This is a genomic window from Olivibacter sp. XZL3 (assembly GCF_004368405.1).
Lineage (GTDB): Bacteria > Bacteroidota > Bacteroidia > Sphingobacteriales > Sphingobacteriaceae > Olivibacter.
Map to the genome: position 1 here is coordinate 1 of NZ_SBJH01000089.1, position 20,573 is coordinate 20,573.

At 40.4% G+C, this 20,573-nt stretch carries 20 protein-coding genes and 1 tRNA gene; 12 read left to right on the forward strand and 9 right to left on the reverse strand.

Features of this window, described 5'->3' with window-relative positions; translation table 11 throughout:
• Nucleotides 1-295: 295 nt before the first annotated feature.
• Nucleotides 296-1,567: a DUF5690 family protein gene (locus EPX21_RS18050; RefSeq protein ID WP_240768725.1), complete on the reverse strand. Its 1,272-nt coding sequence runs from the start codon at nucleotides 1,565-1,567 to the stop codon at nucleotides 296-298.
• Between the two features lie 112 nt (nucleotides 1,568-1,679).
• Between EPX21_RS18050 and EPX21_RS23150 the strand changes: the two genes are divergently transcribed.
• Both EPX21_RS23150 and EPX21_RS18060 read left to right on the forward strand, forming a co-directional pair.
• Complete coding sequence (locus EPX21_RS23150) at nucleotides 1,680-2,030, forward strand: DUF6122 family protein (RefSeq protein WP_134091083.1); 351 nt, start codon at nucleotides 1,680-1,682, stop codon at nucleotides 2,028-2,030.
• Between the two features lie 180 nt (nucleotides 2,031-2,210).
• On the forward strand, nucleotides 2,211-2,759 hold the full coding sequence (locus EPX21_RS18060) for a hypothetical protein (RefSeq protein WP_134091084.1): 549 nt from the start codon (nucleotides 2,211-2,213) through the stop codon (nucleotides 2,757-2,759).
• Between the two features lie 98 nt (nucleotides 2,760-2,857).
• On the opposite strand, the gene EPX21_RS18065 is transcribed toward EPX21_RS18060, so the two are convergent.
• On the reverse strand, nucleotides 2,858-3,688 hold the full coding sequence (locus EPX21_RS18065) for a universal stress protein (RefSeq protein ID WP_134091085.1): 831 nt from the start codon (nucleotides 3,686-3,688) through the stop codon (nucleotides 2,858-2,860).
• 172 nt (nucleotides 3,689-3,860) lie between these two features.
• Between EPX21_RS18065 and EPX21_RS18070 the strand changes: the two genes are divergently transcribed.
• Nucleotides 3,861-3,945 (forward strand) — tRNA-Ser (locus EPX21_RS18070).
• A gap of 15 nt (nucleotides 3,946-3,960) precedes the next feature.
• On the opposite strand, the gene EPX21_RS18075 is transcribed toward EPX21_RS18070, so the two are convergent.
• A complete protein-coding gene (locus tag EPX21_RS18075) occupies nucleotides 3,961-5,508 on the reverse strand; it encodes a recombinase family protein (RefSeq protein WP_134091086.1) in 1,548 nt (515 codons plus the stop codon).
• Entirely contained in the window at nucleotides 5,459-5,764 is a 306-nt protein-coding gene (locus EPX21_RS22970; protein WP_206106105.1) for a hypothetical protein, read from the reverse strand. Before EPX21_RS22970 ends, EPX21_RS18075 begins: the two co-directional genes overlap by 50 nt.
• Nucleotides 5,765-6,352: 588 nt before the next feature.
• Between EPX21_RS22970 and mobA the strand changes: the two genes are divergently transcribed.
• Together mobA and EPX21_RS22790 are read left to right on the forward strand one after the other, a co-directional pair.
• Nucleotides 6,353-6,784, forward strand: coding sequence for a conjugal transfer protein MobA (gene mobA / locus EPX21_RS18085; RefSeq protein ID WP_134091087.1), 432 nt, complete (start codon nucleotides 6,353-6,355; stop codon nucleotides 6,782-6,784).
• Between the two features lies 1 nt (nucleotide 6,785).
• Nucleotides 6,786-6,935, forward strand: coding sequence for a hypothetical protein (locus EPX21_RS22790; protein WP_166670810.1), 150 nt, complete (start codon nucleotides 6,786-6,788; stop codon nucleotides 6,933-6,935).
• A gap of 70 nt (nucleotides 6,936-7,005) precedes the next feature.
• Here the strand turns inward: EPX21_RS22790 and EPX21_RS18090 are convergent, their stop codons facing one another.
• Both EPX21_RS18090 and EPX21_RS18095 read right to left on the reverse strand, forming a co-directional pair.
• Nucleotides 7,006-8,241: an IS256 family transposase gene (locus EPX21_RS18090; RefSeq protein WP_134091088.1), complete on the reverse strand. Its 1,236-nt coding sequence runs from the start codon at nucleotides 8,239-8,241 to the stop codon at nucleotides 7,006-7,008.
• A gap of 123 nt (nucleotides 8,242-8,364) precedes the next feature.
• A complete protein-coding gene (locus tag EPX21_RS18095) occupies nucleotides 8,365-8,739 on the reverse strand; it encodes a helix-turn-helix domain-containing protein (RefSeq protein ID WP_134091089.1) in 375 nt (124 codons plus the stop codon).
• A 95-nt stretch (nucleotides 8,740-8,834) separates the two neighbouring features.
• Here EPX21_RS18095 and EPX21_RS18100 point away from each other — a divergent pair, with 95 nt between their 5' ends.
• The 6 genes from EPX21_RS18100 to EPX21_RS18125 all read left to right on the forward strand — a co-directional run bounded on the left by EPX21_RS18100 (nucleotide 8,835) and on the right by EPX21_RS18125 (nucleotide 15,023).
• Nucleotides 8,835-9,554: an SDR family oxidoreductase gene (locus EPX21_RS18100; RefSeq protein WP_134091090.1), complete on the forward strand. Its 720-nt coding sequence runs from the start codon at nucleotides 8,835-8,837 to the stop codon at nucleotides 9,552-9,554.
• 21 nt (nucleotides 9,555-9,575) lie between these two features.
• On the forward strand, nucleotides 9,576-10,601 hold the full coding sequence (locus tag EPX21_RS18105) for an aldo/keto reductase (RefSeq protein ID WP_134091091.1): 1,026 nt from the start codon (nucleotides 9,576-9,578) through the stop codon (nucleotides 10,599-10,601).
• Between the two features lie 283 nt (nucleotides 10,602-10,884).
• Entirely contained in the window at nucleotides 10,885-11,730 is an 846-nt protein-coding gene (locus tag EPX21_RS18110) for an RteC domain-containing protein (RefSeq protein WP_134091092.1), read from the forward strand.
• Nucleotides 11,731-11,953: 223 nt separating this feature from the next.
• Nucleotides 11,954-12,964, forward strand: a complete 1,011-nt coding sequence (locus EPX21_RS18115) for a YhcG family protein (protein WP_134091093.1) — start codon at nucleotides 11,954-11,956, stop codon at nucleotides 12,962-12,964.
• A gap of 76 nt (nucleotides 12,965-13,040) precedes the next feature.
• Nucleotides 13,041-13,832: a hypothetical protein gene (locus tag EPX21_RS18120; RefSeq protein WP_134091110.1), complete on the forward strand. Its 792-nt coding sequence runs from the start codon at nucleotides 13,041-13,043 to the stop codon at nucleotides 13,830-13,832.
• A gap of 6 nt (nucleotides 13,833-13,838) precedes the next feature.
• Complete coding sequence (locus tag EPX21_RS18125) at nucleotides 13,839-15,023, forward strand: AAA family ATPase (protein ID WP_134091094.1); 1,185 nt, start codon at nucleotides 13,839-13,841, stop codon at nucleotides 15,021-15,023.
• Nucleotides 15,024-15,539: 516 nt separating this feature from the next.
• Here the strand turns inward: EPX21_RS18125 and EPX21_RS18130 are convergent.
• From EPX21_RS18130 to EPX21_RS18140, 3 genes are all read right to left on the reverse strand, one after another.
• Nucleotides 15,540-16,439: an SDR family NAD(P)-dependent oxidoreductase gene (locus EPX21_RS18130; protein ID WP_134091095.1), complete on the reverse strand. Its 900-nt coding sequence runs from the start codon at nucleotides 16,437-16,439 to the stop codon at nucleotides 15,540-15,542.
• Nucleotides 16,440-17,089: 650 nt separating this feature from the next.
• Complete coding sequence (locus EPX21_RS18135) at nucleotides 17,090-18,133, reverse strand: PmoA family protein (RefSeq protein ID WP_134091096.1); 1,044 nt, start codon at nucleotides 18,131-18,133, stop codon at nucleotides 17,090-17,092.
• A 10-nt stretch (nucleotides 18,134-18,143) separates the two neighbouring features.
• Nucleotides 18,144-19,493 (reverse strand): Gfo/Idh/MocA family protein, encoded by a 1,350-nt coding sequence (locus EPX21_RS18140; protein WP_134091097.1) that lies wholly within the window; start codon nucleotides 19,491-19,493, stop codon nucleotides 18,144-18,146.
• 409 nt (nucleotides 19,494-19,902) lie between these two features.
• Between EPX21_RS18140 and EPX21_RS18145 the strand changes: the two genes are divergently transcribed.
• Nucleotides 19,903-20,313: a DUF4890 domain-containing protein gene (locus EPX21_RS18145; RefSeq protein ID WP_134091098.1), complete on the forward strand. Its 411-nt coding sequence runs from the start codon at nucleotides 19,903-19,905 to the stop codon at nucleotides 20,311-20,313.
• The last annotated feature ends 260 nt before the right edge of the window (nucleotides 20,314-20,573 follow it).

Here is a 20,573-nt window from a genome sequence, read left to right on the forward strand (position 1 = left end):
TGCAGTAACATGTGGGAGAGTAGGTCGGTGCCGATTTTTATTTGATAAGGCCGCTGTGCAGATGCACGGCGGCCTTTTTTTGTTATATTAAGTCAAAAGTCAAAAGTCATAAGTCAAAACCCGGAGGGCTCATTGATGCCTTGAAAAACCAGATAGAATATCAATAATTAAAAAGCCTGCCGGGCGTCCCGGTTGTTGTCGGCTATAACCTATTGCCTAAAGCCTAAAGCCTACCGCTTATAGCGTAATGCCTATAGCCTAACGCATACAGCCTATAGCCCATCGCTTATACCTACTACATTTTTCTATATTTTGCTCTAAAATAGTAAGCAGAGAAAGCAGTAAGAAGCAAGCCACAAGCGGAAAGTCCGAGTACACTGTTCGAAAAAAACGACACCCAGCTTAACTTAACCTGTAAAACCTCTTTCGAGATGAGGACGGAGAGGCTTGCTACGTAGGCGAATGCATCTGCCAAATAGATTAAAAAGCCCACATTTCCCGTATGTTTGAAAGCAGCTAGAAGTCGATCGAAAAAAATCGCGTTAAAGGGAATATAAACCATGTATAAACCTAGCCCGGTTAGCAGCATCCAAGTGAATGAGGGCAAGAGCTGAAAAAGGAATGTTAGGGTAGCGACGCTTACACATACAAAACCGAAAGCAATAAGGCCGTGTGTTATTAGAAGTGCTTTAAAGTTGTTTTTTATTAACACCATCGCGCCGATAAGTACCAATATAATTAAGGTAATAGGGGTTTCCGTCTGCGAGAAAAGTGCCGGTTGCTTGTCGAAGTTCATTTCCTTCCACATCTCAGCGCCAAAGTTGTCGCGGATATCCCGGAAAATCGTGGCGATTGTGTAAATGAGTATACACGCTACTAATCCAGGGAGGTAAGTCTTTATAAAGGAGCGCCTTTGTTGTGCGTCCATAGGCTTACGCACCATTCTTTTGATCGTATCGCTTGCATCCGGCGAGGGAATTTTTTCCATTAGATGCACAAGCAGGATGAGGGGTAAGGAAAACAAAAGTCCGGTACAGAAGGGAACCCAAAATTCGGAAAGATTAAACGTTAACATAATCCATCCACCGGCAGACCGCGCAAATCCGGAAGCAAAAATAAAGCTGACCGCTAATGCTGCGCCTATAAAATCGGTTCCTTCGCGACCTTCGACATAAGAAAACACAACTCCCCACAGGATGCCTAACGGAAAGCCGTTAATGAAAAGAAAAACTACATTATACGGCGCAGGTGTCAGCGCAAAGCCAAGCCAACTGAACCAAGCAATGGCCGTGAGTGATAGAATAATAAGCCCTCTACCTGTTCTCCTTAATTCAGCTATATATTTTACACCATAGAGTTTCGCTAGCATGTATCCCAGTACTTGAACGATTACTAATGTTGTTTTATAACTATATCCGAAAATAGTTATGTTTTCAAAAGTCGCTACCGTAAACGCTTTGCGGTAGCCGAAAATCAACGTATAGGTGCAGAATGTAACGAGCGCAGCGTAGATGCTTATCGCCATTTTACTTCCTTTCAGCCGCTTTGGTCGTAAAAAAGACATCATTATATGTTAGATTCTCACCAATATAAAGATTTTATCGCTATAATTGATCTATGCAGCAGATCAGCGTGGATCCTCGGTATTTTTGTTCGCAACCCATTCAGAAAATTTAAAGATGATATCATTAAAGATCGTTCAGACAATCGTACATTATAGTCTACATTTTTTATTTCCAGGAGTGTTGGCCTGGTTGTTCTTTCGAAAAGACTGGAAAAAGGCTTGGTTAATCATGATAGCAACCATGGCGGTGGATTTAGATCACTTACTGTCTGATCCCGTGTTTGATGCTAATAGGTGTAGTATAGGATATCATCCCCTGCATACATATTATGCTGTGTTTTTTTACGTTATATTACTTTTTTTTCCTAAAACGCGAATCATTGGAGTTGGTTTAATTTTTCATATGGCGACCGATTACCAGGACTGCATATGGTCGAACTTTTTATCTGCATATACGTCCCATTGAGCTTGAACATGTGTGTCGGTTTTTATTTGGTGTGGCGAGGTTGAACGTTTCGTCGTTCCATTTGGATAGGGGTTGCTTGGGAAAGAGAAATGCAGATCGTTATACTACAGTTAAAATAATTGATGAAGGTAATTGTCTATCTTTGTATTAGGCAACGAGTAGAAAAAACGTTGGGAGATCATGGGTAAATTTAAGTTCCTGTCTATCGACATAAAGATAACAAAGGAAAAATTAACGGACGGCTTCAACTACCTCTCTCATGAAGGGTTAGCACAAATATTTAAAAGGATTGATCAGCTTGGAATAAAAAAAGGCGTCGATCAGTTGGGCTTAGAGAAGTTTATCAATCAGTGCGCAATATTGGCTGCCGGTTCGGGGGCGATTACTGGAGTCGGCGGTGCTGGGTTTATGGTCGTTGGCATCCCTTTGGATACACTTAATATAGTAACACAACAATTCCGTGTCACGCTAGCCATTACTTATCAAAAAACGGGACGTTACCAAGTTCGCTTTGACGATTTTTTTGAATTGGTAGTCCGTTCTTTGAAGAGCGACGCGGGTGTCGTTGTAACAAAGACCGCTATGGAAGAAGTTGCTCAAAAGTTAATAGTTAACATAGGCACTAGGGCTTCCAAAAAGCTTGTACCAATTGTAGGTGGAATTATTGGAGGATCTGCTAACTATCTATACATTAAAAGAGTGGCGGAGACGTTGAAAAATGCAAAGTAACGTTTTCGCAATATGGCGTTGGATTTGGCTTGGTCGTCGAACCGACAGCTTTGTAGTATTTTGACGCTTGTTGTTTATGACTTCATTAACTACTTCTGCTATGTTTGTTTCAATATGAGAACCGGACGGGTAGAATTGTGTGCTATAGCGTGTGTAATGCTTCGATGTGTTAGCTTTTTAAAGAAACTATACTTTCCAGGAAGTGAAGTTATCAAGTCGATATCTTCTTTCTCCGCGAAGTTTAATATACCTTCCAAAATATCTTCCTCGTCTGTATAGTGTATGGAGAAGTTGAAATTCAGAAGCAAAGCGGACAGCTTTCTATAATCTTCGGTTAAATCACGCTGCTTTTTTTTTATACTAAAAACGTGTAATCGCAGGTCTTTTCCATAATGGGTAAATAGTGGATGGTCGAAGGCAACGAGACGGTTTAGCTCATCAAAGTCTAGCGGTAACAGTATTTTAGTTAATTTTCTGAATTTTGCGTTCGAAGGAATCACCAAAACGGGTATGGTACTTACCGTAACCAGTTCTATGAGATTATTGTTTATAAAGCCTTCTTGGTCTTCTAAGGTGTTCCCTAACACCAGCAAATCTGGCGATTCTTGTTTGATGACTTGTATAAGCGCTCGTACCATCGGCAGCTCGCTGAGGGCGTGATCAACAGCAATCTGCGCGCCGGCATTGGTTACCAACTCTTCCGTTACTTTATCCATATATTCGGCAGATTCTTGTCGGCCGGCTTCCAACGTATCCCCGTCTAAACATAGGTATTCTGCCGTAGAAATGATCGGTTGAAAAACGGATGTATAAGTGCTTTTCAATAGGACGACTCGGGAGAAGGGTATATCATGTTGGGCACTAGCGATGTATTGGAGCGCATTTTGTGTGCCCGCAGCATAATCAAGAGGGATGAGTATTGTATTCATACGTAGTTTATACCTATTATAAACGTTAGGATTGTGCTTTTGTTTGGCACACGAGGCTGTTTTCCTGTGTAGTCGGAAAGACTAGTCGTTGTCAATTTAATAAATGATAAAACCTTTCTACAAACGTAAAATAAGACTGTGCTATTTGAATATATTTTCTATCTTTGCCGCTGGAAAGTTGGCAGAGTGGTCGAATGCGGCGGTCTTGAAAACCGTTGTCTGTAACAGGACCGGGGGTTCGAATCCCTCACTTTCCGCTGAGAGGGTCTTCATCAAGAAGACCCTCTTTTTTTTCGTAAATCAGCANTGAGAGGGTCTTCATCAAGAAGACCCTCTTTTTTTTCGTAAATCAGCAATCCTTTTTCTTTCATTTTCATGTGGTTATGCGATAACAAGCCGAGCATGGTCGGTGTTCGATAAATACCATTTTCATAGTATAGATTGCTGTCGAACACCATATTTACAAATTCCCTCTTTTGCAGGGTGTCGGACGTGGTATATACGTGGCGCATATCCGTTAAAAGATTAAGGTTGTCTTCCAATATGCCGAATGCTTTGCTCTTGTCGCTGCCTAACCGTTCAATCGCTCCTTTGAGGTTCAGTATCTCATTATTGTATATCGAATACCAACGGTCGTAGGTATCCTTGTTGATTTCGTTCTTTATCCATTTTTCCTCAACCGAAAACAGCTTTTCCTCGACTTCCTGCAATTGGGTTCTCTTTTCGATGACCTTTTTACGGTTGCTTTCCATTTCCGAATCGAGCGAACTTTTCGTTACCGATCTAATCTTCCTTACCCTTGCACTCGGCAGGCTCATCAGTTCACAGGCTTCCAAAAATTGGTTATGGGCTTTTATCGCACTTATATTGTTGTGCTTGGAGTGCCTGCATTTGTAGTAATAGAAATACTTGCCCGATTTGCCCCTTGACGGTGCGCCAGATAGTGGATTTCCACAATGGCACTTCAATACCCCACGCAACGGGATTTCATCGTCTATGACCGTTCTTGTCTTCTCGGGGCGTTTCATTTTCTCCTGTACCATTATCCAAGTGGTTTTGTCAACGATAGGTTCGTGAATGCCGTCAAACAGACCGCCTGCATAATCCTTGTAGGCTTCCACTTTCAGCAAGCCTGCATAGGTCGGATTTTTAAGTACACGCTCGATAGCCATATTGCCCTTTGTCGGAAAGCCCAACCGCCCAGCTTGTTCCTTTATCATATAGAGCGGTGTATCTCTTAGATAAGCATCATAGATGAAGCGTACTATCTTGGCTTCTGTTTCCTCTATGACCAACCGCCGTTCCTTGCGTTCTCCCTCTTTCCTGTACCCGAACGGTGCATTTTTGTAAACATATCTTCCCTCTTTGGCTTTTGCGGTATAAATACCGCCCTTGACCTTGATACTCCTATTGATATTGTCCTCTTCGGCAAGCAACAACTGCAAGCCTGCACGGAAGAAACTGCCGGGCGTGTCATAATCAAAGGTAATTCCCTCGGTTACGCTTACAACCTGTATGCTGTATTTCTGTTGCAGGAGCTTCACCATGCTCATTGCTTCCCCTGCATCACGACTGAAACGGTCGAGTTGGTCTACCAAAAGATAATCCACCGTTCGATGGTGCTTGATTATAAACTCCCTCAATTTGATGAAATCGGGGCGGTCAAAAGTCCTTGCGCTTTTGCCCCTGTCGATAAAGGTATCTACCAATTCTACATTGTTGAATTTTAGCCATTGGTCGGTATAGAGTTCCTGTCTTTCTATTGAACCGTTACTTTGTCCGAGTTGGCTGAACCGTAGGTATCTTATCGCTCTTTTCATAGTATTCCCTTAACGTTGCTGACACAATAATCTCAATGATTAAATCTACAAATTTTTCCTCTTTCTCACGTTCCCTCTGCTCGTTAATTTCCAAAATGGTCTTGTCGATTTCGGGAGTTTCCTTGTTTTTCTCACTGTTTTCCATCGCTGTTCCTCCTTTATGTTCGTAAAAAAAGTGAAGCTGACAATCAGCTTCAGTTTTGAAATTACTTCTAAAGGGTGTTCGACTTTCCAATGTTGCAGTCAGAGGTTGCATTTGGCGTTCAGTTGCCGAATATTATTATGAAAGAAGTTAAAACCATTTCCAAAAAAGAATAAAAAGGTAGCAAAGCTAAGGCGGACAGCCACCGCACCGCCCAACCAAAAGACTACGGCATAATGGCAGGGCAAATAAGGTAGCTTCGCGGGGTTGTTGTATTGCCCTGTCACCCTTCGGGACTTATTCCGTTTCCTTTTGGTTTTACGCCTGTCCGCCTTGTTAAAATGGCTTTCTTTTTTTTCTGTTTTTTTCTTTTGGAAAATAATTTTAAGAGGAAGGAACGCACCGTCAAGACAACCCCAATCCAAATAAAAGTGGCAATAAGTGGCACTATTTGGCGTTCATTGTCGTGGTTGTAAATAGCTGTTATTCAAATAGTCTTATCGAACTTTGTAATCGGAAGCGGTTGTTTTTTCGGTTAACTCCAATCCGTTTGCAAAACGGATTATTGTGTTCATCGGAACACGGCAAGTTGTGTTTTGAGCTGCTCGAAATAAATTCCGCTGCTCAAAACCACTTGCCCTTACGCAGGGAGCTAAACCATTTCTCCGAAGTCGAATGGTTACAGATTTTAAATGGATTGTTATGGAAGAAAATCAAAGAAAAAAATGGAACAAAGGCGGTAGAAAACCAAAGCTTAACCCTGCACAAAACAGGTATATGTTCAGGCTTACCGATGAAGAAAACGACCGATTTTTAGCAATGTTTGAGAAATCCGGTGTCCATACAAAGGCTAAATTTATTACTTCCGTATTGTTTGGGAAAGAAATCAAAACGGTACAGGTGGATAAGGTTACAATGGATTACTATATGCGATTGACCATTTTTCACAGCCGGTTCAGGAGCATTGGGGTAAATTACAACCAAATCGTGAAGATGTTATATCATCATTTTTCCGAGAAAAAAGCCGCAGCGTTTCTTTATAAGTTAGAAAAGCAAACGGCAGAAATGGCAATATTGTGTCAAAAAATTATTCAGTTAACCGAAGAATTTGAAGCTAAGCATCTGAAAAAATAAAATGGTCAAAAAAGGAATTTATCCAAAAGAACATTCGCCTAATTCGGATTTGGGATTGTTCAGCCTGTTGCCCGATGCGCAAGGCGAAGAATACGAGAAAGAACAGTTTGCCTACCGAATAAGGAAAAAGAAGAAAGACAGGAGATTGTAAAACGTCGTCAACTGGAATAAGTATTTATGATATTAGGTAGTGTAACGTGAACTGTGTCATCTGGATCAACCTAAACACTATCATGACCCAGCCGTAGCCTGTCACCAAATTTAATATAGAGTTGCGAGATGGTCAAGCCCCAATTGTGGATAGGCATTGTCCATTTCTTAGTGATTTCCCGGATCACCAGGTACATCAGTTTCAGCAGCGCCTGTTCGGAGGTGAAAGCCCCCTTGGTCTTGGTGATCTTGCGTACCTGCCGGTGCATCCCCTCGATGGGATTGGTGGTGTAGATCACCTTGCGGACATCCCCGCCGTACTCGAAGAACGTGGAGAGGTTGTCCCAGTTCTGGAGCCAGGATTTGGCCGTAAGCGGATATTTACCGCCCCACTTTTCCTCGAATTCCAGCAGCCGTTCATAACCCTGCTCGGTGTTCACGGCCTTATAGACGGGCTTGAGATCTTCCATGACGGCCTTTTTCTCCTTATCCGGCACGTATTTCATGCTGCTGCGGATCTGGTGGACAATGCAAAGCTGCACACGGGTATTGGGAAAAACAGAGGCAATGGCCTCGGGAAAGCCCTTCAAGCCATCGATGCACGCAATCAGGATATCCTCCACGCCACGCTGCTTCAGGTCGGTCAGTACCGAAAGCCAGAACTTGGCCCCCTCAGTTTCCGACAGGTAAAGGCCGATCAGGTCCTTGCGGCCATCGATGTCAATCCCCAGGATGTTGTAGACCGCACGGGTTTCCACAGACCCGTTGTGCCGGATTTTGTAGTGCATGCAGTCCAAAAACACGAAGGGATAAACCGCATCCAGTGGACGGTTGCGCCATTCGGTGACCTGTGGGAGTACCGCATCGGTGATACGTGATATCTCCGTGGCCGATATCTCCATGGCATACATTTCCCGGATGTAGTCGCTGATGGCACGCGTGCCCATGCCACGGGCATACATGCTCAGAACATTGCCCTCCAGTTCCTCGGTGATGATCAACTGGCGCTTGGGCACGATCTTCGGCTCGAAGCTACCTCCGCGGTCTCGGCCGGTCTCCAGCTCGAAACTGCCGCCACTCATGCTCCTGACCGTCTTTGTGCTCTTGCCATTACGGCGGTTCGATGCTCCGGAGGCTTTCTGCTCCTCAAGATGGTGATCCAACTCGCCATCGAGCATCGACTCCAACAGGTGTTTCATCAACGGTGCGAAGACACCGTCCGTACCACCGGCCTTCTTGCCGGCATACAGACCTTCCATCGCTTCCTGCTTGAAGCGCTCGAAGTCAAAGGGTTCTTTTTCTTTCATTTGTCAATTGGATTACGAATCTATTGTTTTTTACTCGTTTCTCCAGTGACACAGTTCAGGGTACACTCTCTGATATTATCTCCTTAAACACGCTATATGTCGTCCGAAAAAAACAAGTACCTATCAACCCCTTTTCCTAATCGTTTCTCGATGCATTACGCCCCATTTGCTTAAAGCAACAACGACATCTTTCAACGTATGGCTGTATTCTGTAAGCTGGTATTCAATTTGAACAGGTGTTGTATCGTAAACAATCCTTTTGATAAATCCGTTCAACTCGAGTTCCTTTAGCTCGTGAGAAAGTACAGTTGCAGAAATTCCTTTAATGGAGCGTTGCAATTCGTTAAAACGCCTTGCTCCGTCCAAAAGTGCGGTAATTACCCTAAGTTTCCATTTCCCGCCAATTGCATATAAAGCATCGTCCATTGCCGATGAATAGGTTGTACATTCCGATGTTGTCGGTGTATCTGTATCTATTAATATTTGCTGATTTTTCATTGCACTAAGCAAAACATTACCACTAAGGTTTTACTAACTACTAATAAAACCTTAGCAAAGGTAACTAAATTTGCATAAATAAAAATAAGAGGGAAATGAATAAAACAATCGTAATTATCGGTGCAGGTTCGGGTATAGGAAAAGCCATTGCCGAACGTTTCGGAAAAGAGGGCTTTCAAGTAGCATTAATATCCAGAAATGCAGACAAACTTTTACCTATCGTAAAATCTCTGTCCGAAAAAGGAATTAAAATCGAGGCATTTACAGCAGACGTGCTACATCACACATCTCTTAAAAGTGCATTGGAAAATGTAAAGTCAAGATTTGGCGGAATTGATGTTCTGGAATACAGCCCTGCAGTTTATGACGATATACAAACACCAAGAAACATCAATGTAATCAATCTGCAAAAAGAGCTGAATTTCCATTTGTTGGGTGCTGTTGCCGCTATACAAGAAGTTTTACCCGAATTGATAGAGAAGAGAAACGGGGCTATTCTGTTTACCACGGCAGTATCCGCTTTATATCCTGTAACGTTTACCGCAAGTATAGGGGTGGCAATCGGGGCATTATTGAATTATGCGAGAGTTTTACATCAAGATTTGAAAACTGACGGAATTTATGCAGGTATTGTAATGGTTGCAGGTTGGGTTGTTGAAAAAGGACAAGAACATCAGGATAAAGGCGACGGAATTTCTTTGGTTTTTCCCGAAGACGTTGCCGAAAAACATTGGCAACTATTTAATGAGCGAAACACAATTGAAGCAATTGTTGGCGACCCAACACCAATTCAAAAATTTGCAGGATTGATTTAATTAATTTTAAAATTTATAGAGATGAAATACAAGCTATTTTCCGAAAAATCAGGATTAAGAGTTTCGGAATTATCATTAGGAGCAGGATTAACTGGTCATTCAAAACATACAAAACAAGATTATTATGAAATTTTCAAAACCTACGCTGATGCAGGCGGACGTTTCATAGATACCGCAGAAGGTTATCAGGCAGGGAAATCCGAATCCTTGATTGGCGAATTTGTAGGAAGTGACAGAGATGATTTTATTATTGCCAGCAAATATGCCGTAGGCAGGGATAGAACGGAAGGTTTTGCAAAATTGGGAAACAGCCGAAAAGCAATGCGTGTTGCCATAGAACAAAGCCTAAAAAGATTGAACACTGATTATATTGACCTGTATTGGTTGCACGCCTATGACGGAACAACACCGATAGACGAAATACTGCGTGGATTAGATGATTTAGTAAGAGAGGGAAAAATTCTTTACGGAGGTTTGTCTAATTTTCCTGTTTGGAAAATCGCCTACGGCTCTGCATTATCTACATTCAAAAATTATGTTCCGATTACTGCCATTTCTCACGAATATAGTATTGCGGAACGAACAGCAGAATATGAAATTATCCCAATGGCGGAAGAACTCGGAATTGGAATCGGGGCTTGGTCGCCGTTGGGTGGTGGATTTCTTGGGCGTTCAATAGAACACAATTTTTCTCATTTACCGCATTGGACTGAATCTGGAAGACCTAATCAAGTAGATATAACATTAAAAGAAAGATTAACGGCAATTGCCAAGGAACATAATATTTCTGTCACTCAATTGGCGTATGTATGGCTATTTCATAAAGCAAGAAAATCCGTAACGTCAATTGTTCCGATTGCAGGAGTTTCCTCTGTACATCAAATGAAAGAAATTATTGAAGCTATAAATTTGACATTGCCAAATGAGGTTTTATCTGAACTTGATGCCTTCAGTTCAATTTCGCCAATAGAGCCTCATAACCATAATTTCCATCATCAGCAAATGACAAATGGAGTGAAAATGTTTAAGATTGAAGAGCCACAATAATAGATTTATCCAACAAGGATTTTAAGTTCATTGAATGAAGTCTGCAAACAAACGCTTCTTTATCCGATGAGCTTTAATCCTAATTGTATTTGCTCAAAATCCAAAAATTGAATTGGGTATTGAGAGTCAACTTTCATAAGGAATCGCCTTGCCATCCTTTTTTGTTCTGGTCATTTCGAATAAATAACAAAGTATCCGCCAATCAAATGGAAAAATTTTACGAAACACTAAACAAATTGAAAACAGCAATCAACGGTTTGAAGATTGAAACAAACTAACAGAAATGACATTTTCATTAAATCATATTATTTCAGAGATACAGCGAAAAGAAAATGCAATTTCACTGTCTGCACCTAATGTAATTGATGAAGCGTACCAAATGATGATATACCTGAAAGAATACTTATTGTCGATAAGAGAACGTGTTATAAAGCAAGGATTTAAAAACCATTGGGAGGAAATCAATTTCTTCCGCAATATTAAACCGTACATCCTCTCCAAACTCTTTTACCACAATAAGATATTCCGCATACAAACAACTTGTTCTGTTGACGGAGGGAAAATGTATGCAAGTTATTTTTTAAAACAGTTGCAGGGATTAAAACAGGAATACAAGGAGCATATCTACAATTCAGATTTTTACAGATATTACCGTTCAGGAAGAACTGACCGTGATGAAACGTATTTTAGGTTAGGCAATATCAATTTCCACGACGGTCTGAACAGTTTTGCTTTTGAAATTGACCCACTTTTTTCAACTTATTATGACAACAAAGTGGCTCGTATAATAGCCAACGAGTTACTCTATACCTACATCATCCAAAAAATTAACGACGATGAAACAGGAGGTTCCCTTTCTGCAAAAGGTATTTCATCAGATGACGTTCTTTGGACAGACACCAAAAATGCCTTAACAGAATTGATTTACGCCCTTTATGCGAACGGTTCTATTTCCTATGGTAAAATAGGCATACGAAAAGTCAGTTTGGTATTGGAAAAATTGTTTCAAATTACTTTGGGAGATTTGCACCATTCTTTCCACCGAATGAAAACCCGAAGCGGTTCCCGAACTGCATTTTTAGACCAACTGAAATCTTCTCTGGAAGAATATATGGACAAAGATTTATAGAGGGAGGCAACCTTTCGGGACTTATAGTGCTTCATTATCTTGTATCCGTTGTTAGAATGGCTTTATATTTTCTTTTGGAAAGTATTCGCAAGTGCCAAATGAAGCCTTTAGCAGCCAAACAATACTACTTTTCGTACTAATCATCCTAAATAAATTAGCTTGCATCCAGTTAATGTGAGGGTTCATTTTCATATATTTACAAATTGAAGTAGGAGCGAAAATAATGCTTAAAAACCAATCTATTATAGCAGACATAAAAGCCATCATTGTCCAATCAAAGGACAATGCTATCCGTGCAGTAGACCATCAACGAACCTTGATGTATTGGCACATCGGCAAACGTATCTTTGAGGAAGAACAAGAGGGAAAAGACCGTGCGGATTATGGTAAGTATCTTACCCAATTTATCGCTCAAGAGTTAGAACCTGAGTTCGGAAGTGGCTTTTCAAAAAGACAAATTGAACTTTTTAGGCAGTTTTACCGCACTTTTCCAATTGCGAACGCACTGCGTTCGCAATTGAGTTGGACACAGTATAAGCTACTAATTCGCCTCGATAATCAAGAACAAAGAGAGTTTTATATCGCTGAAACCGTTAAAAACAATTGGACTTCAAGACAATTGGAACGGCAAGTATATAGCAGCTTGTATGAACGTCTTTTGCTGAGTAACGATAAGGAAAGTGTATTGGCAGTTGCCAAAAATGAAAAGCAACCATCCGATGCTAAGGAAATCATCAAAGACCCGATGTTCTTGGAATTTTTGGGCTTGAAACGGGAAGCATCGTATTACGAAAGAGATTTGGAAAGTGCGGTTATTACGCATTTGCAGGATTTTCTGTTGGAGTTAGGAAACGGCTTTTCGTTTGTAGCAAGGCAGAAAAGAATACATATTGAGGGCGATGAGTTTTTTGTGGACTTGGTGTTTTACAACCGCTTGTTACAATGTTTTGTAATCATTGAAATCAAAACCACTAAACTTACACATCAAGACATCGGACAACTCCAGATGTATGTGAACTACTATGACCGCATTGAAAAGTTGCCACACGAAACCCCAACAATAGGGATTTTGCTTTGTGCTAATAAAAATGATGCCGTAGTAAAATTCACATTACCCGAAAATCAAAAACAGATAATCGCAAGCCAATACAAACTTTATCTGCCAACGGAACAACAATTATTAGAAGAAGTGAACAGGGAATTGGAGAGTTTTGAGGAGAAGACTAACGAATAATTATATATAATATAAAACAGCTATAATGATTTTCAATATTTACTATATCAATTTTCCGAAAGTATACGAAATAAAAATGATGCTTAGCAATGTTATTTCTTTGAATAAGGAAGTAACAAAAGATGTGTCGGGAGAAGGACAAGCATCAATGAAAGCAAAGCTTGGTATCAACTTCATGGATTGGTTCAAATTAGGGGATGTAGAGGCATCTGGGGAGCTAAAAGGTTCAAGGGCAAAAAAAGTGTTTGAAACTTTTGAAATCAAGACTACAAAATCAGTAATACTGAATGATGTAATTGAAAAATCAAAAAATGTTAATGATTTCTCGACTATTCAAGAAGGAGAATTATTAAGAATTGACAATATCAAGCTAAGTCTTGAAAATGAAGATGAATTGAGAATTGTAAAATTTATCAACAGCGGGGCTTTTAAAGACTTGGTAGCACCAGGTACTAATGGGTTTGATATGAATAATCTATTCAATTCTATGTTTAAAGATTATGCTTACAAAATCAAAGGAGATTCTAACGGAGATGATAATATACTTATTAAAATTCCGCTAACATTTGAAAGTGAATTTGAGAGTTCTTATAGTGTTGATGATTTGTTTGTAGGAAAAGTTTCTGTAATAGGATTATATAAGGGCAAGATTAAAATTGATGATTTGAAAAATTCATTTCAATATTTTCAAGAACTTGGGCAGTTACAAAATGCCTTTCCAGTCAATAAAGAGGATGAAGAAATAGAAGAAAGTCATTATAAAATTCAAAACACCAATCAAACATTTAGTTTTAAAAGTTCAGGAGATGGAAATGAGTACCATTATATTGATTTATTGGCAATCATTCAAAATGTAAATACCCAATAGCAATTTATGGAAAAGACTTTGTTGTTTTACGAAAAGGACGATTACTATGACTTTAAGGATTCAAAAAATTTAGAAGGTTATTCTATTATTAGTATAGCAAAACTGTTTCATAATCCATCTTTAATTCCAGAGGTTGATGTAGATAGTGAAATAATTGATTTATCAGCCCTTACTGAATATAACAGCATCCAGTCTATTACGGAGCAGGTTATATCTCAGTTTAATGGCACACCTATTTTTATTTGTGATGTTTCTAAAAGAGAAAAATTGGAATATGAGTTACGATTTGTATTTGATGTATTTGAAAACGTAGATAAAACCTCATTCCCCAAAAAGGAAAGGGAAATTCATCCCGTTGATAAAGACAAACAATTAGTATCAAAGAAACATCGAAAAATTATTGATTTAGATAATGATGAGCTAATTATCTTCTTTGACGAATTTAGCAGTAAACTTTATGGTCATTCTAAATTCAAGGACGATTTTCGAGAACAAATAAATACCTTTCGAGTATTTAATAAATTGGGAGAACATAAAATTCTTTCTCTTTTTTTAATGGGCGAATCAGGAGTTGGTAAAACAGAAGTTGCGAGAGCTATTTTCAATTGTTTAAAGGGAGAAAAAAAACTTGCAAAAATTAATTTTGGTAATTATAGCAATGAGTTTTCGTTAAGCTCTCTTATCGGTTCGGCAAGAGGATATACAGGAAGTGAGGATGGCGAAATATTTATGAAAGTACGAGAAACTGATATAGGTGTTTTGCTGATTGACGAATTTGAAAAATCTAATGCATCACTATTTAATTACTTTCTCAATGTTTTGGAAACGGGAATAATGGAAAGCTCTATGGGGGAACAAATGGATTTGAATGGTTTCATTATAATTTTCACTTCCAATATATCCAAAGAAGATTTCAAAAAAAGAATATCCCCTGAATTACGGTCGAGATTTGATTATAAATGTATGTTTACGTTACTTGATAATTTTGACAAGAAGAAGTATATCGAATTTCGGGCTGAAAGAATCAGAAAAAAGGTATTTATAGAATATAATATTGAATTAGGAGATGAGTTGAAAAATTATTTGCTAAGCAAGATTAATGTTTCTTCATATAAGAATATGCGGGATATCAACAAACAAATAAAAAAGGAATTTCTATGTTATTTGGCTAAGCTTACTACCGAGGACTAACCAAAATTTGATAGAAAAATTATAGTCATTCATAATTAGAAGTACCCACATTGATTATTTTTATTTCAAGTTACCCAAAAACGTCAAAAACGGTATCAAGTGTTCGACTGTAATCCCTGTCAGCCCGCTTAAAAGCACCTTTTAAAGGTGCTTTTTTCATTTGGTCTTTTTAAGATTCGAACCAGAAGGGTCGGGCGGGGTCGATCCCTAGGAGATTCAGCAATCACCGAACGTAGCGAGGTAATTCCCTTATTAAAATGCAGATTATGCGTTTTTAGGCTTTCGCAAGCTGGTTTCAGCGGCCTCGCACCCAGGTTACCACGGGGATCAAAAAGGAGGACGGAATTTACGAATGAGAGGCTTCGACCTCAGAATAGAAGCATTCCTGATTCCGAAGTGGTAATCTTTAAAAATATTTGCAAATGTGTACTATATACACTATCTTTGTGTCATCATAATTTAGGTTTATAATTGGTTAGTTAAAAGGCTTCAATCTCCCCGGTTGAAGCCTTTTTTTTAAAGATATTCGTAATATTCTACCATTGGTTTTGCGGAAAGCCGGATGCGGGTATGGCCTTCTTTTCCGTGTTTCAATTCGAGATTGTCTGCAGGTTGTTTTTTAAAGAATTCGTCGGCTTGCTCTCCCACGGCTCCTTTGGCGATTGTAATACCACCATCAACCATATACAAAGCGCCGGTTACATAGGATGCTTCGTCGGACGCTAAAAACAGGTAGACATTGGCTACTTCTTCGGGTGTCGCATTCCGACCTAAAAGATTAGCTTGCGAATTTGTTTTTTCCATTTGTTCATCCATTGGTCCGGTTTCCTTATGTGTCCAGGCGGTGTCAATGGGACCTGGCCCAACCACGTTACAACGGACTCCAAAAGCTGCCTGTTCAGCTGCAAGGCCTTTGGTGAATGCTGTATTAAAGGCTTTAGTGCCTCCATAGGGCGTATTTTTTGCTATCCCTAACACACCTGCTTCAGAGCCCGCTGTTATAATGTTGCCTTTCGTTTTCTGTAGTTCCGGTAGTGCAGCTTTACTCATGCAGAAAGTTGTTTTGATGTTATTTTTTATCATATAATCAAAAGCTTCTTCAGAGTAATCCGTTAGGTAATTTGTTTCGACGAAGACACCCGCATTATTAACCAGGATGTCTAATTTGCCGAAAGTCGCAATTGTTTCACTTATACAGGCCCGCGCTTCACTAAGTAGCGACAGATCACCCTGAAAACCAAAAGCTATTCCGCCCTTTTCCGTTATTTCTCTTGCGACATCATCAACCGGATCTTCGGGCAGCCCTGCTACTACCACTTTTGCTCCTGCTTGCGCGAATTTTTTGCAAATCGCTTCGCCGATACCTGTTCCACCGCCTGTAACAATGGCTACCTTGTTTTCTAATCTTCTTTCCATTTTTTCATATTTAGTGTTTCTGTGTTTGTTTGCCTTGCATGTGTCTATGTAACAGTTTCTTATTGGAAAAAGTTTACGAGGCTTTATCGCCGGAAGGCTTGTGATTTACGATCTTATGCCTCCAGTGTAGAGATTACGAAGGAGAAATTGATGATTGTCGCCTTTCAGCTCATGTTGGGACTTAAAAGAATATTCCTAAACGTCCAAATAGATGGTTTAAACATACAGACTTTTTGGTTGTTAGTGTGCTTCCATTGAAGGTCGTTCTGTTACCGCCTTCTACTTTTAAAAGTTTTTATCAGCGCTTGTGCGGTGTTGGGAAAGGAAGAACAATGCCGCTATAGTTATGGCTGTAGTAAGTGCAATAATCTTAGTCAGCGGGAAATGGGCAGCTTTTGCACTATATCGAACTGTGTGTTATTTCTACTAGTGAGCATTATGCCATCTTTGTAGCTCTCGTTTGAAACAGTGTACCTTATTTATAAGTTCTTGTTTTTTAATGTGCTGTGCTTTTTTTGTTGCACAGCGCTGTTCGGATACCTACTCATCGGAATAAAGCGGCTTTAGCGGAGAGCCGCGGGCTTGCCATCTTTAATGATTACTTAAGGTCTTCAACCTTTGAACTGAAGACCTTAAGCAATCAGGCCCTGTTACTCCGATTTTGAAAACAACTGGGCGGCGGCATTTACGTCAGCATCGTTAAGATGTTTGCCTGATTGTATTAACACTTTATACCTAAAAGTGACCGATTTTCCGGCCGGCAGCGAAAAGTTTAGTGTTTCGCGACCGTTACTCATCGCGTTCTGCCCTAAGGGATTGGCTGCAAATAAGCCGTAGCCTCTGGCATGCCAGTAAGTTGGATAACCTACGTTATTCGGGTGGTCAATGATGACCAAGGAAATAGCCTCTTGTCCTATTTTTCCATTAAGGTTTACCCACCTGCCACGCGTGCCCCATACTTGATCCCCTTCCTTTCCTTCGCTGCTGCGATACTTTCCGGTGACCTTCGTGTTGTCCAATTGAGTTACCTCGGTTATGTTACCGTTAGCGTCTGTGAAACTTACGGCCTCCTCTGTCGGATGCTCTAATTCTCTGGCCAGACGAATTCCCAAAAGACCTTCCTTATTGTCTGTAAACGAAACGTTCTTTTCGAGAGCAGTTAATGTGGTTGTAAGCTCAATGGCACGCACATTTTTTTCGGCAGAAAACGCGTAGCGCGTGTCTTCCTGCAATATGCGCGTTCCACTGGGTTCCTGCCAAAACTTGGTTACCTCTAATAAAGCCCGGTTGCCGTTTGTTTCCACTTTATTAACTTTGGCGTGCTTTATAGTTCCATATTCGTTTTTTTTATCGGCGGGTATTGCTGTAGAATTGTTCCAAAAGTCGAGCCCGTTTACATCTCCATAATTAAACCACAAGCCGACGTGGTGCGGGTGATCCACTCTTTCCCCCGGCCGGGGGTCAAAGGGCCAGCCTCTTGTGATGAGTGTTCCTTCAGCACTTCGCAGTGGATACAGTACTGGTTTCATTAGTTCATCAGGATAGATGTAAGCTGTAAAAGCTTGGCCATCGAAGCGGATATCGATTCGTTTTTCTTGTTTGTTCTCGACGATAGAAAAGCCCTTTTCTTCCTGCTTAAAGCCTGAGAGACCGATAAAGATGCAGAGCAGCCCTACGATGATTTGTTTTTCCATAATAGTACGATTAAGCAGTTATAACCTCCTGTTTTGTATCATCAAAGGAAACGCGCTTACCCGTTTCTAGCGCTGTCCGTGCCATTATGTTTGCAATGCTGTGGTTATACCCCGCTTTAACCGATGCATTAGGCGTTTTTCGACTACGGACGCATTCCATCCAATTCAACATATGAAGAGAGGTCATGGGGTCACTACCCGTATTGGCCGAGGTTTCTACCTTTGTGGCATTAGACAGTGTGAAGGGTTCAAGCAGGTTTGCTTGTATGTTCATTTCTGCCGCCATTTTAGCCGTCAGCCCGCCTTCATCCGTTACCTGGTTCGTGTCAAGATTTAACATGCCCGCATTTGAGTAGTAGAGTTCTTTGGTGCCGCCGGCAGCGTTTGTAAAACGAGATGAATAGAGAACTTGAAAACCCTTTGTGGGATCATTGGCCGGGCCATAGTCCATCACTGCCGTGACAGTGTCTGGATTTGTCCGGCCGTCATTCCACATGTAAATGCCTCCATTGGCTGATACACTCCGCGGATGTTCGAGGTCGGTAAACCAGTGGACGGTATCAATTTGATGTGACATCCACTGCCCAAATATACCGGATGAGTAGGGCCAGAATAAGCGGTACTCTAAATATTTTCTCGGATCCCAAGCCGTTTTCGGTCTATTCATTAAAAATCGATTCCAGTCGGTGTCTTGCTCGCGGATTTCTTTCACTAATTGTGGCAGTCTCCATCTCCCTGGTTGATTTACGTTCCACGTCATTTCGACCATCTTAATATCTCCAAATTTGCCGGATCGGATATACTCGTTGGCAGAAATATAATTTGGAGCACTTCTCCGTTGAGAACCGACTTGGAGAATTTTTCCGGTTTCTTTAACGGCTTGCAACACTATTTTTGCGTCTTCCAAGGTTTCGGCCATCGGCTTCTCCACATAAACATCTTTGCCATTTCGTACAGCTTCTGCCGCCATCAGCGCATGTTGGAAATCGGCGGTACTGATGATCACTGCATCCACGTCTTTTTGGGCATACAACTCATCATTGTTGCGATAAGGCGAGATCGTCATGCCGGCGTTTTCCTTCACAAAAGCAACCGCTTCATCCCGCCGCCGGCTCCAAATATCGGATACGCCGACAAATTCGAAGTTCAATTTTTTGGAGTGGTTTAAGAAACTAGGGAATAAGGAGCTTTTAAATCGATTTGAAAAGCCTACTATGGCAACTCGTACCCGATCATTTGCTCCTAAGATTCTTCCGTAGCTTTTAGCGGTAAATCCCATTGTTGAGAGTCCTACTACACCCATGCCGATGGATGCTTTCTTGATAAATTCACGGCGCGAATTTTCACTTTTTTGTATCATAAGTCTTATTGGTTAGTATAAGTTATTGTTGCGTCAATTTAGTTTGGAGACGAATAAAGCCATTAATAGATAATGAGTTTTTATCGGTTTCATAATTCTTGGTCGTTTCTGCATACAGTCGCTGAAGTGTAGCGATTGAATCGTGTTTGTACAAGTATAATAAGCCGTTTTGTTTAAAAAGAATAAACCTATGGAAAAATTTACGCAAACGATATCGTTAACTGTGCTGAAGAAAGAAAACGACCAAACCTGCTTAATCCGTACAGTGGATCAAAACGCTTGTTCAGCTATAGGGATGGGGAAGCGAATTAACAATTTTTAACAGGTATAGCACTAAACTATTCGGGTGAATCCGACTCTATACATACAAACAACATTGAAATTGTATAATAAGTTAAATTGAAATTGTATGAAAAAAATGATTTTATCAGCTTTACTATTCATCGGTATGGGTAGTATGGCATTTGCGCAGCAAGACGATTATAAAAGAAAAGCTAGAACGGCAGAAGAAAGGGCAAAAAGGAGCACGGAACTACTTGCCGAGAAGCTTTCGCTGTCGGAGGATCAAAAAAAAGAAATTTATGCGATTAACCTAGATAACATCAAAAAAATGGATGTTGAGCGAAAAAAAGGCATGCAAGCGCATAAGGATCTTATGCAAAAAAGCGTTACGGAGAGAAACGAGAAGATAAACAGCGTCTTGACGGATGCGCAGAAATCTGCTTATCAAGATTTAAAAAAAGAGAGATTCCAGGAAAGAAAACATCGAGGACGGATCAAAAGTGATAGTAGACGCCCGGAACAAACGCCACAGTTGTAATCTTGACTATAAACGGTTCGGTGTAGGGCTCAACCTTTTCGAATTAACAAGATACAGCAAGCGGATTGAACTATGATGGTTTAGCGAAATGTTGAGAATACATCGAAAGGAGACTTTACCATCAAAAAACAAAAAAAGCTTGACAAAGTGTATTTTGTACACTATCTTTGTCTCATCATAATTTAGGTTTATAATTGGTTAGCTAAGGTCTTCAATCTCCCCGGTTGAAGACCTTTATTTTTATGTCAATGATCGGCAAG

Bases quoted from the DNA above. Each gene is read 5' to 3' on its own strand.
- EPX21_RS22790 (WP_166670810.1), top strand. From the start codon at position 6,786: ATGGTCAAAAAAGGAATTTATCCAAAAGAACATTCGCCTAATTCGGAT.
- EPX21_RS22970 (WP_206106105.1), bottom strand. From the start codon at position 5,764: ATGCAACCTCTGACTGCAACATTGGAAAGTCGAACACCCTTTAGAAGT.
- EPX21_RS18090 (WP_134091088.1), bottom strand. From the start codon at position 8,241: ATGAAAGAAAAAGAACCCTTTGACTTCGAGCGCTTCAAGCAGGAAGCG.
- EPX21_RS18115 (WP_134091093.1), top strand. From the start codon at position 11,954: ATGCTTAAAAACCAATCTATTATAGCAGACATAAAAGCCATCATTGTC.
- EPX21_RS18120 (WP_134091110.1), top strand. From the start codon at position 13,041: ATGATGCTTAGCAATGTTATTTCTTTGAATAAGGAAGTAACAAAAGAT.
- EPX21_RS18135 (WP_134091096.1), bottom strand. From the start codon at position 18,133: ATGGAAAAACAAATCATCGTAGGGCTGCTCTGCATCTTTATCGGTCTC.
- mobA (WP_134091087.1), top strand. From the start codon at position 6,353: ATGGAAGAAAATCAAAGAAAAAAATGGAACAAAGGCGGTAGAAAACCA.
- EPX21_RS18140 (WP_134091097.1), bottom strand. From the start codon at position 19,493: ATGATACAAAAAAGTGAAAATTCGCGCCGTGAATTTATCAAGAAAGCA.
- EPX21_RS18060 (WP_134091084.1), top strand. From the start codon at position 2,211: ATGGGTAAATTTAAGTTCCTGTCTATCGACATAAAGATAACAAAGGAA.
- EPX21_RS18125 (WP_134091094.1), top strand. From the start codon at position 13,839: ATGGAAAAGACTTTGTTGTTTTACGAAAAGGACGATTACTATGACTTT.
- EPX21_RS18105 (WP_134091091.1), top strand. From the start codon at position 9,576: ATGAAATACAAGCTATTTTCCGAAAAATCAGGATTAAGAGTTTCGGAA.
- EPX21_RS18065 (WP_134091085.1), bottom strand. From the start codon at position 3,688: ATGAATACAATACTCATCCCTCTTGATTATGCTGCGGGCACACAAAAT.
- EPX21_RS18110 (WP_134091092.1), top strand. From the start codon at position 10,885: ATGACATTTTCATTAAATCATATTATTTCAGAGATACAGCGAAAAGAA.
- EPX21_RS18145 (WP_134091098.1), top strand. From the start codon at position 19,903: ATGAAAAAAATGATTTTATCAGCTTTACTATTCATCGGTATGGGTAGT.
- EPX21_RS18130 (WP_134091095.1), bottom strand. From the start codon at position 16,439: ATGGAAAGAAGATTAGAAAACAAGGTAGCCATTGTTACAGGCGGTGGA.
- EPX21_RS18095 (WP_134091089.1), bottom strand. From the start codon at position 8,739: ATGAAAAATCAGCAAATATTAATAGATACAGATACACCGACAACATCG.
- EPX21_RS23150 (WP_134091083.1), top strand. From the start codon at position 1,680: ATGATATCATTAAAGATCGTTCAGACAATCGTACATTATAGTCTACAT.
- EPX21_RS18050 (WP_240768725.1), bottom strand. From the start codon at position 1,567: ATGATGTCTTTTTTACGACCAAAGCGGCTGAAAGGAAGTAAAATGGCG.
- EPX21_RS18100 (WP_134091090.1), top strand. From the start codon at position 8,835: ATGAATAAAACAATCGTAATTATCGGTGCAGGTTCGGGTATAGGAAAA.